The sequence below is a fragment of the Paenibacillus sp. CAU 1782 genome, from assembly GCF_054551715.1.
Genome location: NZ_JBTOLL010000001.1, coordinates 135,897 through 149,520, shown reverse-complemented (window position 1 = coordinate 149,520; position 13,624 = coordinate 135,897). Strand labels below are relative to the sequence as shown.

The 13,624-nt window shown below is 52.2% G+C and carries 14 protein-coding genes; 2 read left to right on the top strand and 12 right to left on the bottom strand.

Features of this window, described 5'->3' with window-relative positions; genetic code table 11:
- Positions 1 to 27: 27 nt before the first annotated feature.
- From hemG to ACX93W_RS00685, 4 genes are all read right to left on the bottom strand, one after another.
- Positions 28 to 1,563 carry a protoporphyrinogen oxidase gene (gene hemG / locus ACX93W_RS00700; protein WP_459390407.1) on the bottom strand — a complete coding sequence of 512 codons (1,536 nt, stop codon included), beginning with the start codon at positions 1,561 to 1,563 and terminating at the stop codon, positions 28 to 30.
- 5 nt (positions 1,564 to 1,568) lie between these two features.
- Entirely contained in the window at positions 1,569 to 2,519 is a 951-nt protein-coding gene (gene hemH, locus ACX93W_RS00695; RefSeq protein ID WP_459390406.1) for a ferrochelatase, read from the bottom strand.
- On the bottom strand, positions 2,512 to 3,582 hold the full coding sequence (hemE, locus tag ACX93W_RS00690) for a uroporphyrinogen decarboxylase (RefSeq protein ID WP_459390405.1): 1,071 nt from the start codon (positions 3,580 to 3,582) through the stop codon (positions 2,512 to 2,514). Before hemE ends, hemH begins: the two co-directional genes overlap by 8 nt.
- 190 nt (positions 3,583 to 3,772) lie before the next feature.
- Positions 3,773 to 4,435, bottom strand: a complete 663-nt coding sequence (locus tag ACX93W_RS00685) for an O-methyltransferase (protein ID WP_459390404.1) — start codon at positions 4,433 to 4,435, stop codon at positions 3,773 to 3,775.
- A 179-nt stretch (positions 4,436 to 4,614) separates the two neighbouring features.
- On the opposite strand from ACX93W_RS00685, the gene ACX93W_RS00680 reads away from it, so the two are divergent.
- The gene (locus tag ACX93W_RS00680) at positions 4,615 to 5,763 is read left to right on the top strand and encodes a THUMP domain-containing class I SAM-dependent RNA methyltransferase (RefSeq protein ID WP_459390403.1); all 1,149 of its coding nucleotides are present in this window, start codon (positions 4,615 to 4,617) and stop codon (positions 5,761 to 5,763) included.
- Positions 5,756 to 7,912 (top strand): LTA synthase family protein, encoded by a 2,157-nt coding sequence (locus tag ACX93W_RS00675; RefSeq protein WP_459390402.1) that lies wholly within the window; start codon positions 5,756 to 5,758, stop codon positions 7,910 to 7,912. The genes ACX93W_RS00680 and ACX93W_RS00675 overlap by 8 nt, the downstream gene beginning before the upstream one ends.
- Here the strand turns inward: ACX93W_RS00675 and ACX93W_RS00670 are convergent.
- From ACX93W_RS00670 to ACX93W_RS00635, 8 genes are all read right to left on the bottom strand, one after another.
- Positions 7,872 to 9,020: a GNAT family N-acetyltransferase gene (locus ACX93W_RS00670; RefSeq protein WP_459390401.1), complete on the bottom strand. Its 1,149-nt coding sequence runs from the start codon at positions 9,018 to 9,020 to the stop codon at positions 7,872 to 7,874. The two genes, ACX93W_RS00675 and ACX93W_RS00670, sit on opposite strands and share 41 nt — an antisense overlap.
- 60 nt (positions 9,021 to 9,080) lie before the next feature.
- Complete coding sequence (locus ACX93W_RS00665) at positions 9,081 to 10,451, bottom strand: PDZ domain-containing protein (RefSeq protein ID WP_459390400.1); 1,371 nt, start codon at positions 10,449 to 10,451, stop codon at positions 9,081 to 9,083.
- Between the two features lie 144 nt (positions 10,452 to 10,595).
- Complete coding sequence (locus ACX93W_RS00660) at positions 10,596 to 10,898, bottom strand: hypothetical protein (protein WP_459390399.1); 303 nt, start codon at positions 10,896 to 10,898, stop codon at positions 10,596 to 10,598.
- Complete coding sequence (locus ACX93W_RS00655; RefSeq protein ID WP_459390398.1) at positions 10,858 to 11,472, bottom strand: DUF3990 domain-containing protein; 615 nt, start codon at positions 11,470 to 11,472, stop codon at positions 10,858 to 10,860. The genes ACX93W_RS00660 and ACX93W_RS00655 overlap by 41 nt, the downstream gene beginning before the upstream one ends.
- Before the next feature lie 132 nt (positions 11,473 to 11,604).
- Complete coding sequence (locus ACX93W_RS00650; protein ID WP_459390397.1) at positions 11,605 to 11,832, bottom strand: YuzB family protein; 228 nt, start codon at positions 11,830 to 11,832, stop codon at positions 11,605 to 11,607.
- 43 nt (positions 11,833 to 11,875) lie between these two features.
- Positions 11,876 to 12,178 (bottom strand): iron-sulfur cluster assembly accessory protein, encoded by a 303-nt coding sequence (locus tag ACX93W_RS00645; protein ID WP_459390396.1) that lies wholly within the window; start codon positions 12,176 to 12,178, stop codon positions 11,876 to 11,878.
- A 44-nt stretch (positions 12,179 to 12,222) separates the two neighbouring features.
- Complete coding sequence (locus ACX93W_RS00640) at positions 12,223 to 12,456, bottom strand: hypothetical protein (protein WP_459390395.1); 234 nt, start codon at positions 12,454 to 12,456, stop codon at positions 12,223 to 12,225.
- Between the two features lie 230 nt (positions 12,457 to 12,686).
- Positions 12,687 to 13,574 carry a M14 family metallopeptidase gene (locus tag ACX93W_RS00635; protein WP_459390394.1) on the bottom strand — a complete coding sequence of 296 codons (888 nt, stop codon included), beginning with the start codon at positions 13,572 to 13,574 and terminating at the stop codon, positions 12,687 to 12,689.
- Between the last annotated feature and the right edge of the window lie 50 nt (positions 13,575 to 13,624).

Below are 13,624 nucleotides of genomic sequence, written 5' to 3'. Positions count from 1 at the left end.
TGTTTGTTGGCCATATTTTATAACGGTTCAAGCCTTGTCTGCATTCAAAATAACGCCAGCCGCTTCCTTGCCTTGCCTGATGCAATCCGGCAAGCCCACACCGTCAAACGCGGCGCCTGTAACCCACAAGCCGGGCAGCTCGCGAGAAAGCCTTTCCCTCAATGCCTTTTGGTTCTGGACATGTCCAACCGGATATTGCGGCATGGAACGATTGAGACGCGTAATTTCCGTAAATTCCGGCTCCGCAGTAATGCCCATCGTTGTTTGGATATCTCTGCGTACGGCAGCGATCAACTCGTCATCGGGCAGCTTGACCGTTTCCTGGTCCTCGGAATGCCCGACATAACAGCGAAGCAGCACTTTGTCGCCGGGACTGGAGTGCAGCCATTTGCTGGACGTCCAGGTGCATGCCGTGATGCTGAGTCCTTCCGAGCGAGGCGTCACAAAGCCCGAACCGTCAAACTCCACGCCAAACGTAGATTTGTCAAACGCCATAACCACGTTGGCTACCGACACGTAACGGATACGCCGCAGCTCGCTGACATCAACCAGCGGCTCCAGCAAATCGGCAGCGGCATAGGCCTGCGTGGTCACCACTACATAATCCGCATCCAGCGTCTCTCCGTTTGAAAGCATGACACGATAAGGGGGCTTCAACTGCTCTCGTCCGCAGCCGCCAATGCCGTCTCTTCGCTCATCGCCAGTCTGTTTAGAGCCATCAGTTCCCCCCGCATCGGCACTTTCCCCGCCATCGGCTGACTGGCGGTGATGCTTGATTGCGGCCACCTTAACGCCAAGACGGCGCTCCACCTCCGGCATCGCAAGGTCCAAAGCCTCCACCATTGCGGACAAGCCGCCTTTGAAGGTCAGAAAAGTGCTGCCTTTAGCTTTGCCCTTCGCCGCCGCGGCAGTTGCTTTGCGGTTGCTGAGCATACCTCTGATCAAGCTGCCGTATTTGCGTTCAGACTCTGCAAATTGCGGAAAAGTAGCCTGAAGGCTCAATTTTTTCAAATCGCCGGCGTAAATCCCCGCAAGAAGCGGCTCAGCGATTCGCCTCATCATTTCGGTGCCGACACGCCGCTCCAGAAATCCGCCTAACGACTCGTCCGAGGTAGCCGGACGCGCTGGCAGAGCCAGATCCAGCAGCGCTCTAAATTTGCCCCGCCATGAAATTAACGATGACCGCACAAACGGCGCAATTTCCGTAGGGACGCCCAACACCAGTCCAGGCGGCATCGCATGCAGCTTTTTTTGATGCAGAATGTAGGTTTTTCCCGCTGCGGGATTGGTCGCCGTCAACTGCTGCTCTATCCCCAACTCCTTAGCCAGATCGATGATAGGCAGCTTGCGCGCAAGGAAGGAATCCGGTCCCTTCTCAATAACGAAGCCATCCTTCTTCAAAGTATTGATCTTCCCTCCAAGGGCAGGCGCTTCTTCCACTATCGTAACTTTGACCCGGCGATTCTGTCTCTGTGCTTCCCGCTGCAAATAAAAAGCGGAGCTCAGCCCGCTGATCCCCCCGCCAATAATGACAATTCGATCAATGACATCCGCACTCCGCATAACAGTCATTCCTCTCTTCCATGTGCCAAAACATCCACAATGCTTTCTGCTAATGTTTCCATATATAACGGGTCACGATTCAGCATGGCGATCCGCTCCAGAGTAATTCCGCGTTTGGCCGCTTCCGCTTTGGCCTCGATATCCAGATCGTATAAAACTTCCAGATGATCCGAAACAAAACCGATAGGCGCCGCCAGCACGGCTTTAACTCCCTGCTCCTGAAGCTCCGCCAACGTCTCCAGAATATCGGGGCCAAGCCAAGGCTCCCGCGTCCGCCCGGCGCTTTGCCAGGTGAACTGCCAATCGGAAACGTTAGCGGCTTTGGCCACTGCTTCCGATGTTTCAAGCAGCTGCTTTTCGTAGGGATCGCCCATTTCACGGATACGCTCCGGCAAGCTGTGGGCGCTAAATAATACTTTTACAGGTTCTTCTTCCGCCGCTCCGCTGGCCAAAACAGACAGACCGTCCTCAACGCGCTGCCTGAGCGCTTCGATCAGCTTGGGGTGAAGATGATAACTTTCCACAAAAGCCATTTCGACACCAAGTTCGGCCGCCTTTTCTTTGGCCCGCTTGATATAGCTTCCAACGCTCATAACGGAATAGTGAGGCGCAAGAACAATGCCAACAGCTTTTGTGATACCGTCATTCGCCATCGTCTCAACGCCATCTTCAATATAGGGGCGCGCATGTTTGAGTCCTTGATAACAAACGTAATTTCCGGGATAAAGCGTCTCCAGCTTATCCTGCAGCCCGGCTACTTGACCATCCGTATTTTCACGAAGCGGGAACACGCCGCCAACGATGGTTTCATACCGGTCCTTGAGCTCCTTAAGCTGCTCGGGCGTCGGTGGATGCCCGCGACGAATATGCGTGTAATAAGCCTCCACGTCGTCCATGGACTCCGGGGTGCCGTAAGACATGACCAAAACTCCGATTTTTCCCTGATTGTTAGACATAACCCGCTCCCTCCTTGCTTTTGGCGGCAATCGCCTTTGCCGAATAGGAATGAATAAATGCAGTCAGCTCGGCAAGCTTGGGCAGAGACGCTTCCGGGAATAGACCGTGTCCCAAGTTAAAAATAAAGCCCGGCTCCTGCAAGCCTTGATCGATAATTTCCGCAGCGCGGCTTTCAATGACAGACATCGGAGCCGTCAACACGGTTGGATCCAGGTTGCCCTGCACCGCTTTGCTTCCGCCTAACCGCCGCCGTCCCTCCTGGATGGATACGCGCCAATCCAAGCCGATGACATCCGCCTGCAAATTCCCGAGCAGCGGTAGCAGTTCGCCCGAGCTTACGCCGGGGAAATAGATTTTGGGCTGCGGCAAATCGCCAAGCTCCGCAAAAATCCGCTCCACAGTCGGCTGCACAAATGTCCGAAAATCCGCCGGAGACAACGCGCCTGCCCAGCTGTCGAACAACTGAAACGCTTTCCCGCCGCTCCTGATATGCGCACGCAAATAAGCGATAGCCATATCGCCGAGCTTATTCATCAATTTGTGCCATACATCCGGCTGGCTATACATCAGCTCTTTGGTCTTGAGATAATTGCGCGAAGGTTTGCCTTCGATCAAATAACTGGCAATCGTAAACGGAGCTCCCGCAAACGTAATGAGCGGAACCTTCAGCTCGCGGTCCAATATCGCAATCGTCTCCAAGACATGGCCCAAGTCGCCCTCCACATCGATCGGCTTCAAACGATCTACATCCGCCGCGTTTGTAATAGGGTTATGAATTACGGGACCGATTCCTGCAACTATATCAAAATCAATACCAATTGACGCAACCGGATTCATAATATCCGAATACAAAATAGCCGCGTCGACACCCAGCTTCTTAACCGGCATCATCGTAACTTCCGCCGCAAGCTCCGGTTGCTTGCATATTTCCAGCAGCGAATATTTCTCTTTTATTTTGCGATAGTCTGGATCATAACGTCCCGCCTGGCGCATGTACCATACCGGTACCGCGTCTACTTGTTCCTTCCGGCTTGCCCGTATGAAACGGTCGTTAAAAGACATGGCCGTTCCCCATTTCTATGTATTTTCATCTGCTTACCATTATGCCCTTTTTCACAGCGGCTAACAACCGCCGGGCTTTGGATTCCTATGACAATAGTATGACAAGTCGTAGCGCCAGTCATGAAGACGGGATGAAAAAAAGGAGAGGGCAGCCGTCAACATTATCCCTTCAGTCAGGGCTGCGGCTGGTTTACTTCCTCTTTACGATCGCGATGGCCAGTCCATCATAGCCCGGAAGCACCGTGCTTTCCAGTCTGGGGTCGCTTGCGATTGTTTGATTAAAGGATCGCACCGCCTGTACGGCAGGCCCTTGTCTGGTTTCGTCAACCGTTCTTCCACGAAGCAAAATATTGTCTGCGACAATGACTGCGCCTGGCTCGGCGAGCTCAATGGCGCGCTCCAGATAAATCGGGTAGCCTTCCTTATCGGCATCGATAAAGAATAAGTGAAAAGTCGCGCCTTCCTCATTCAGCAATGTCAGACTTTCACGGGCATCGCCAACCTTGTATTCCACAACATGCCCAAATCCAGCTTGCTCCATATGCTTTTGTGCGGCGTCCGCATAGGACTGATGCAGTTCCAGCGAAACCAATCGGCCTCCGCCCTCCATGCCGCGCGCAAGACAAACGCCGCTATAGCCGCCCAATGCGCCGATCTCCAGCACCCTTTGCGCTCCCGTCATGCGAACTAGCATCGTAAGCAAACGGCCATACCCTTCAGCGATCGAAATAGCGGGCATGCCGAGCGCGGCCGTTCCTTCCTTTACGTTTTCCAATATATCGTCACGCTTGTATAACCCTTCAACATATTGCTCGTCCAGATTCACTCGTAACCCTCCATCCTTATTTAACATCTATGAGTTTTAGTATCGTCTTGCTGTTTGGAGCGTTTATCGATGCTGTTGAGTGCCTTTTATGGCAAAAAAATTTCATTGCGAGGTTTCTAATGCAATCTCATGTGGAAATCCTATTAACATATGGCCTATACTTAATTGTACCAAACCTATACCGAAAAACGAAATGAGTGTACTCAATGAATCAACTTCACCTGATTGCGACCGCCCCGATGGGACTGGAGGCGGTTGTTGCGCGCGAGCTCAAGGAACTGGGCTACCACGATTTGAAAACGGAAAACGGAAGAGTCAATTTTACCGGAACGCCGGGCGATATTTGCCGAGCTAATCTATGGCTGCGCTCCGCCGGACGCATATTGGTCAACATGGGCCAATTTAAGGCTACTACATTCGAGGAGCTTTTTGAAGGCGCCAAAGCGCTGAATTGGCCGGATTGGATTCCGCAGGATGGCGAATTCCCCGTTAACGGAAGGTCGCAGAAATCTCAGCTGACCAGCGTGCCCGCCTGTCAAAGCGTCGTCAAAAAAGCCGTTGTGGAAAAAATGAAAGAACGGTACGGCACGGAATGGTTTCCCGAGGATGGCGGCAAATACGTGATCGAAGTCACCTTGATGAATGATGAAGCAATGCTGACGCTGGATACAACCGGCTGGGGTTTACATAGACGCGGTTACCGACTGGCTTCCACGGAAGCGCCCCTGCGCGAAACAATGGCGGCTGCCTTGATTCAGCTCAGCCGCTGGCAGCCGGAACGGCCTCTTTATGATCCGTTCTGCGGCTCCGGCACGATTCTTGTGGAAGCGGCTATGATTGCGTGGAATATCGCTCCTGGCCTGCGCCGCACGTTCAGCAGCCAAGGCTGGCCGCTTGTGCCGGAAAGTTTATGGGAGATTGCCCGTGAAGAAGCGTATGATTCGGTAAAAGACGACGTACCTCTGAACATTTCGGGCTCCGACATCGACCCGGACGCCATTTCCATTGCTGAAGCCGCCATCAAAAAAGCCGGCTTTGCCAAAGAAATTTCCGTACAGACATTGCCGGTAGCCAAAGCAAAGCTTCAAGGCGACTACGGCGTTGTCATTACCAATCCTCCCTATGGCGAGAGGCTGGGCGACGATGCCTCCGTGGAAAAAGCGCTGCGGCAATTTGGTCTGACTATGCTGCATTATCCGACCTGGTCTGTTTTTACCATCAGCCCTTCTACTTCGATCGAGCATTACATGGGCAAAAAGGCAGACAAAAAACGCAAGCTTTATAACGGCCGCATTCAAACAGACTTACTGCAGTTTTTTGGGCCTCTCCCTCCTAGAGATCGCGGCAATGTCTAGCAATCGCGTTCCTGTAAACACCTTGATTCGGCGTATCCAGAGCATATTTGAACGATTCGTCGTTCTGGATACGCTTCTGTTTGCGCTTTTGATGCTGCTCAAGCTGTATTGGTTCAACCGGCTGCTTTCCGTGCTGTATATGGATATGACCCGCAAAGATTTAATGATTGAAGCAGGGGCCGTATTGCTCGTGTCGTTCTGGTGCATCTGGCTGCCCCCGAGGGCGCGCAACATGACGCTGGCCGTGCTAAATTTGGCGCTTTCCCTTCTTCTGTATGGCGATGTCGTCTATTACCGTTATTTTCAGGACTTGATTACTGTACCCGTCCTGCTTCAAGCAGGCCAGGTGGATTCGCTCGGGGATAGCATAGGCGAACTGCTGCGCCTTCCCGATTTTTGGCTATTCGCTGATTTGCCCTTGCTATTTGCCTTAGCCATCGCTCTCTTATGGAAGGGCGATTCAAAGGCGGCAAAGAGTTCGTTATTGCCAAGGCGGCGCCGGCTGCTTCAGCGAGGCGCTGCTGGCATCGTTGCTTTATGTCTGGGCGCCGGCCTGTTTTTTGGCGGCGTTCATCATGCCACCGAAACATGGGCTAAAGGGCTGTTTCAGAAAAACTGGTGGAACCTGTCCATCTACAATGTAACAGGAGGATTGGGTTTTCACGGTTATGACGTGTACCGCTACGCCAAGCTGAATTGGTTTGGAGCAGAAACCGTAACGGCCGAGCAGCGCTCCGATACGGAGCAGTGGCTGGCAGAACTGGACGCCGAAAGAAGCCCGCTGCAGCAAGACAGCCTGTTTGGCGCCTATGAAGGAAGCAACGTTTTGATCCTCCAAATGGAAGCGCTGCAAAGCTTTGTGTTAGGTCAATCCATCGGCGGCAAGGAAATAACGCCAAATCTCAATGCGCTGATGGAGAGCAGCGCCCACTGGACCCGATTTTATCATCAGACTGCACAGGGACGTACATCGGATGCCGATTTTGGCGCCAATTGCTCCTTGTTGCCGCTGCAGAGCGGTTCGGTGTTTATCCAATATGCGTCCCACCAATTCGGGTGTATGCCCCAGCAGCTTAAGGAGCAAGGATACTCCACCAACGTATTCCATGCTTACCAAGGCGGCTTTTGGAACCGGAATGTGATGTATGCCAATATGAAATACGATGCGTTTTACAGCCTGAAACATTTCAAGTTGGACGAACCATTGGGGTGGGCGCTTGGAGACAAGTCATTTTACAGACAATCGATGGAGGTCATTTCGGAACTGGAGCAACCGTTTCATGCTTTCCTGATCTCTTTGACCAGCCATCATCCCTTCAAACTTCCGCAAGCTGTTCGCGAACTGGACACGGAGGAACTGGATGGCACGATTATGGGAGATTATTTGCAGAGCATCCATTATGCCGACGCGGCATTGGGGGAATTGATTCAACATTTGAAGGACAACGGCTTGTGGGATAATACGATTTTGGCTCTGTACGGCGATCATGATAATTCGCTTACGGATTGGGAACTGTACGACCGATTTATGGCAAATCCCGATAGCAAGCTTGAGCGGGAGCAGACGGTAAAAGGCGTGCCTTTTATACTCCATCTTCCAGATAACGGACAGGCGGGTCCACGCGACGCAGTGGGCGGCCAACTGGACATAGCGCCAACCCTGCTTCATTTGCTTGGCATTTCCGCACAGGAAAAAGGCATGCTGGGCATGCCTTTGCTTACAGATACGCAGGATGTTACCGGTCATATTGTCGTACAACGCAACGGTTCCTGGACCGATGGCGATTATTACTATATGCCCCCGGAAGACGGCATAACCGGCGAAGGCTTCTGTTATTCGGTGAAAGACGGAGATCTGGCAGACAGCGCTTTGTGCCAGCCTATCACGCTAAAGTCAGAGCAGCAGCTTACGATATCGGACCGAATTATTATGGGCGATCTGCTTCGCCACATTTACAGCGGCAGGGCGGTAGAAGTCATGGGCGAAACTAGCGATCCCGGCAAAACCGGCGACTTCAATGACTCCAATGATGCCGAACATTCCGGAGAAAGCGATGCTTTCACTGACATCAGTGATTTCGGCAGTTCCGATGTTTCCAGCGACGCTTCTACACGTAGTTCAGAGCAGCGGAATAGGGGAGAGGGATAGGCAGCAGTCTGCCCGCCCAAGCTAGCTGATCCTCCGACAATGACGAAACCGCCGGTTCCGGGTCAAACAGCAAGGCAGTCAGCTCGTCGCGGCTCAGCCGGACTTCTTCTCCACATATAAGGAGCGTGGCCGCCCAGGCGTGATCTTCCTCCGATATGGCGTTTTCCAGCAGCATGCCGGAAAACGCCTCTTCGTCGCGTTCGATCAAGTAAGGGGCAAGCTGCTTCCACAGTTGACGCGGATTGCGAATCCGCACAGTTCCTTCATTTTTCCCATCCTCGCGGATATTGCCCGCCAGCATGTCGTGCAGCTCTGCCTCCTGCCAAGGAACGGCTATAGAAAGACTCCCCAGCGAAAAATGATCCAGGCTTGCCCTCAGCAAAGCATGGACTGCGGCGGCATCTCCCCCGTATTCCACAACAAAAGGCGGCTTGGAGGCGACCTCTGAGCCTGGCACCGCCAAAACGCCGTACGCAGCGACTTCGCCGTCTAGCTCTGCGACGACAAGACTTTGCCGCAGCTTGTAGATGCTTGCCAGCGCTTGAGCCTTTAGCAACACGCCTGTTTCGTAGATGCTGCGGTTGTAACGGACAACCCCGGCATCGTGAATGCTCTGAACAGCGGGCAAATCCGCCGCAGCCGCTTCTCTGACCACGTAACCCGGAGCAAGGCCAGGTTGGCCATTGGCTCCTTCATTTTGCAAAACATAAGTCGGGGCATCGCCAAAAAAACGGCATCCATTCCGCATATACAATTGTCTGTCGCCGGATACGTACAGCAAGCTTGCACCGGCTTCATCCATTTGGCGAAAAGCTTCCTGCAGCAGCAGGCTTGCAGTACCTTTTCCGCGATGCTCCTCTGCCGTGCAAACGGAGCCCAGCGACATCAGCGGCAGCTTTGCAGCTCCAATTGAAATATGTTGGGGCACCAGTCCCATAAAGGAAATCAGCTCATTTCCATCGTAACAGCCCAGAGAGCAGCCTAACGCTCCGGAGAAAATGGCCGGAAATGCATCTGCCATCGAGGATTGGTCCTTATCTCGAAATGTTTTGTCCGAAAGTTCTGCCGCAGCCTTCAATTCTTCGTTGCCCATCTGCACAATAATCATACAATCACTCCTCTATCCAAGCTGATCTTCATTCTTGCGCGTTATAGGCTCCAACTGGATTTAGTTTTGTTTCTTCAGCCATTCCAGCACATCATCAATATGGTTTACAGCCACAATATTTAATGTCGGCGCCGCCTTAATAGCCGCTTCTGCACCTTCTGCCGGAACAAAAAACACATCTGCTTCCGTCCGGCTTACGGCGTATGCCTTCTGAGGAATTCCGCCTACCATACCGATGGAGCCGTCGATTTCGATCGTCCCCGTGCCCGCAATGCGATGGCCATTGGTCAAACCGCCTGGCGTCAGCTGATCCATAAACGCCAGCGTCAGCATCGCGCCATGAGATGGCCCCCCTGCATGAGCCGTATATTTGGTATAGCGGATTTTTCGGGGAGTATCCAGCTCTATCTTCGTTTCTACGGAAATCCCCATGACCGCCCGCGCGGTATCATCGGCTGCCGCTACCGTCGGTACGTCGAACTTCATTACCTTGTTGTTGCGGCGTATTTCAACCGTTATGGCATCGCCGGGTTTGACCCTTGCGCTCATATAGTCCAGCAATTCCTCCACTTTACTCAATAACGTTCCATTAACGCTGTCCATAATATCCCCGGCCCTCAATATGCCTTGAGCGGGGCTGCCATCGACAATGCCGGCGACCAACACGCCGTCATAAATGACGCCTTTGCCAAGGCCTACCTTCTGCAACGCAATAGCGGAGGCAATCGAGTTGGCGTCATTTTTCATCTCGACGGCTTCAGCGTAAATTTGGGTTAGCGATGGCTGGTTTTCCGGTTTGGGCTGAAACACATACTGAGGGAATAAACGGCCGTACAAGGAATCCGCAAGCACGGCAGGCCTGTCAAAAACCAAGACGCCGTCGATCGTTCCTCCGGATTCGCCCCCGTCCATATGAGCGTAGCGGTTTAAATTAAGCGTCATCCCGGGGTATGTTACCATTTTTCCGGTCGGCCAGAGAGTTGCAGACAGCAAGACCAGCATAATGGCAAATGCAGCGCCGGATCGCCAGGGTACCGCTTTGCGGCTTATGTATTCTGTAATGAGCAAGTCGGCAAACAGCAGAATCAAAGATAACGCAATACTGCCGATAAACAAGGCAATCAGCTGCTGAGGCCCAACCGCGAGTGACGCCGCGGCAATGATTCCGGCAATGGCTACACCCCATCTGGTCAAATACAACAGCCGGCCCCCGCCAGCCCTTTTGAGACGTTTAATGCCGCCTGCAACCCAGCATAGCGGAATGACCGCAACGCCATATTGGAGCCAATTAATCATGTCAATCCATTCGACGCCCCCGTTCCAGGCAATCGGAGCGGGCAGCCAGATCAGCTCAGCCCCGATCAATGCAGCTAAAAAAAGCGCCGCTCCGGTATAATAATAGACTTGTCCGACCGTATGAGTACGCAACAATCCTTCTCCTCCTCCATTTAGGCGTTCCTTAAAGCTGAATAAGGAGCGCCCTAGGAAAAGACGACCCGCATGGCTTTAGGCGCTATTGCTAGCTTCCTTTTACCGGAGTCGTCTCACTGTCCCAATCCAAATGGTATAAATGCATTATTTGCTTTGCAGATCGTGCTGCAGCTCCTCCCTGATCCCCCGGTCTCTGGCTTCGCCTTGTTCAACATCGGCGATGATGCTTAACCAGCGTTCGGGACTGCAGCCTTCACTATATGCTCGATGAATGAGATCGGCATAATGTCCGCTTTGCTCATAACCGCCTATTTTGCGCAAAACATCGATATAATCAATCACCAGACTGCGGGCAAAGCTATGCTCATACCCATGCCGGCTGATCAGAGCATCAAGTATGCTGCGTTCATACATGCTGAGTCTGATTGTACGAGCGGGCGTCCTCATAGATCCACCTTCCTCCCGTATAGATATGGCAACCTACGAAAACTAAGGCAGGCTCCCAAATTTCGGAACAAAACACCACTTGATTGCCTAACTGCAGCGAATCCAGCTTCCGGCCTTTGCGGGACGTTGTAATTTGTTCGTAGAACCAATCTTCATCTTTGTTTAATTGTATCCCCTTCTGTACGATTTTGCCAGTGTCATTGTCCGCCATGGGACCAATAATAATCTCCGGATGCGCGGCACAGGGATCATGCCCCTTCACGCTTGCTTTGCGGTGCTGGTACACAAACCCCGCCCAACCATGCGAGTCCGAAAGGAACAGCAGCGGCGCAATGCCGGGAGGGATGCTTTTCAGTTCGACGACCAACACGCACGGCTTGCTTCCATCCCAGCTTTCTTTGGCGCCTTTATGCGCCCATTTTCGAGCTTGGGCAATCGAGATGGTGGTGTAGAAGCCTTCCCCGAAATCTTTGCCGGGCTTCCAATATTGACTGTTCAACAGCTTGCTTCGAAAGGAATCCACCGTGCCGCTAGTTGTGCCATGGTAGAGCAATTGCGGAGTAATAATATCCATTTTATGCTCCTTTCCGGGTTTCGGCTTATACTTTGTGTTCATAAAAGTAAACAAAAAAAGTCCTGCATGCTTTCTCCATGCTGGACTTTTTGGGCAGGCTTTCTATTTAGCTGCGGCTACCAATGGTATAAATTATTTCTTCAAATAAGTCATTGCTTTTTCAATGGCTTCGTCTTCGGTAGCGCCTTTAATATAACGCCCGTTAATAAATACGAAGGCATAACGCGCGCAAGGACCGCAATACGACTTGCAGCCAACGCGAATTTCGGAATCCGGAGCCAATTTCTGGATCTTGGCTACGGTTGATTTCATCGCCATATGCTTGCATTTATCGCAAACTCTTATGTCGTTAGTTGCCATGTTTCAACATCCGTTCCCCCTAAGCCCTGACAGGCGGGAAACGTCAGTGGTCTCCGTGATTGCCTTTGGACGGATTTGTAATCGCAAAACCTTCCTCCGGAACGTAGAAATAATCGATGCGAATACCGTCCAGAAAATCATTGTCTTTCTCCAAAATGACGTCGATACCCTTATCCGTCGAAACAACTTCATCCTTCTCGCCAGGCACGTCAACTCCCATTCCGTAATGGGCGTGGTCGCCATGGGCATGCGTTACAAACACGCGCAGAAGCTTGCCTTCGTTTTCAGGCTTGTCCAGCTCCTGCTGTATCATTTTTGCCGCGTTGCGGGATATTTTGCATTTCACTCTGCTTCAGCTCCTTCTTGAATCGTCTCACTGCCTTGATGGCGCTAAAGTATATTATACTTCTTCCCCATCCTAACAGCAAACCATTCCGCTATAATCATCGTAAATGCAATATCGTCGATCGGAACCATCGGCATGACATCGGGAAGAACCCAATAAAGAAACACAGGCACGACAAACAGAAATTTGTCCCATATGGATACGTCTCGGGATTTCAACAAGCGAAAGATAAGAGCAAACGTATTTTTCCAATGCCTTAACGATAATAGCTTTCGCATTTGGCATCCCCCTTTTAGTGTGCTTTTTGAACAACCGCTTTTATCGATTTTTGAAACCAGTATAGCATAACACTCCGCCATTCCTCACTGACCTGCAGTCCAAAAAATAAAGCTGCCGCCGCAGGACCAGGGTCCAGCTTCACGCCAGACCTTTGGCCTGCCTGCATCACTACCCCGGCCATTCCTTCTGCAAGAATTCCGCTCGAATCTATTGCTATAGAAGTATCGCGCTACAGAAGCATCGCTTCAAGCAGCAGCGGCTTCAGCTCCGCGTACAGCTCGTCGAACATTTCGGCGGGTAGCGGATTTTCTCCCAAACCAACCTCAACTGTAAATCCGGGTTTTCGATATTGCCGGATAAACCAATCCTTATACCCGGCGTCGCTTCCGCTAAGCTTCACCGGCTTGTACCCGCTGGCGGCGCCAAGCTTTTCGGCCAGATTTTCGGCATGGGGCGGCTCGTAGTCCCGGTAATTCCAATAAATTTCCCTGCCTTGCGTATGCAGCGCCAATACAGCGTCAAAACGCAGGCTTTCAGTCAATCTTTCCATAGAGACGGCCTCCGGCTCGCTAAGCGGGAATGGTCCCGGATAGTCGCGGGAAGCAGGGCCGGGAACTCCTCTGCGCTTGCGCTCCTCTTCCCAATAAGCCGGGAATTGATCATTGAGGTCAACCCCTCTTATATTGGCCTTCCACCCGCTGAAATCATTCCTGCCTTCATTCCAGGCAAGCAATTTGTCTCTCCAGTGCGGATGAACGGAGGATAAACCCCGCTGTACCAGTTCGGCGCCGTCCGGATTAACCATTGGCACAACCCATAAGGTTGTGCTCCGACATAGCTCCGGCATTTGGTCGCCGCTTTCCTCTCCCTCCCCCTTGTACTGTTCCGCCAGCTCTGCTACAAATCTCATCAGCAGCGCCGATGTAATCCACTCATTAGCATGAAATGCCGCATTGATTCCAATATGCCGGGGACCGCAACCGCAGCGAAGGAGGAGCAGCTCTCTTCCCATTACACTGCGGCCGATCGAATATACGGATAAAGAAGAATGACCGCTCCCGAGCTGCCAGCTGTCCTGAATCATTTTTTCATACAAATAGGTTCCGTTATCAAGCATGGTTGTCCTCCCCGATTTGGAAAATGCAACCCGGACCGAAGCCACGAGGT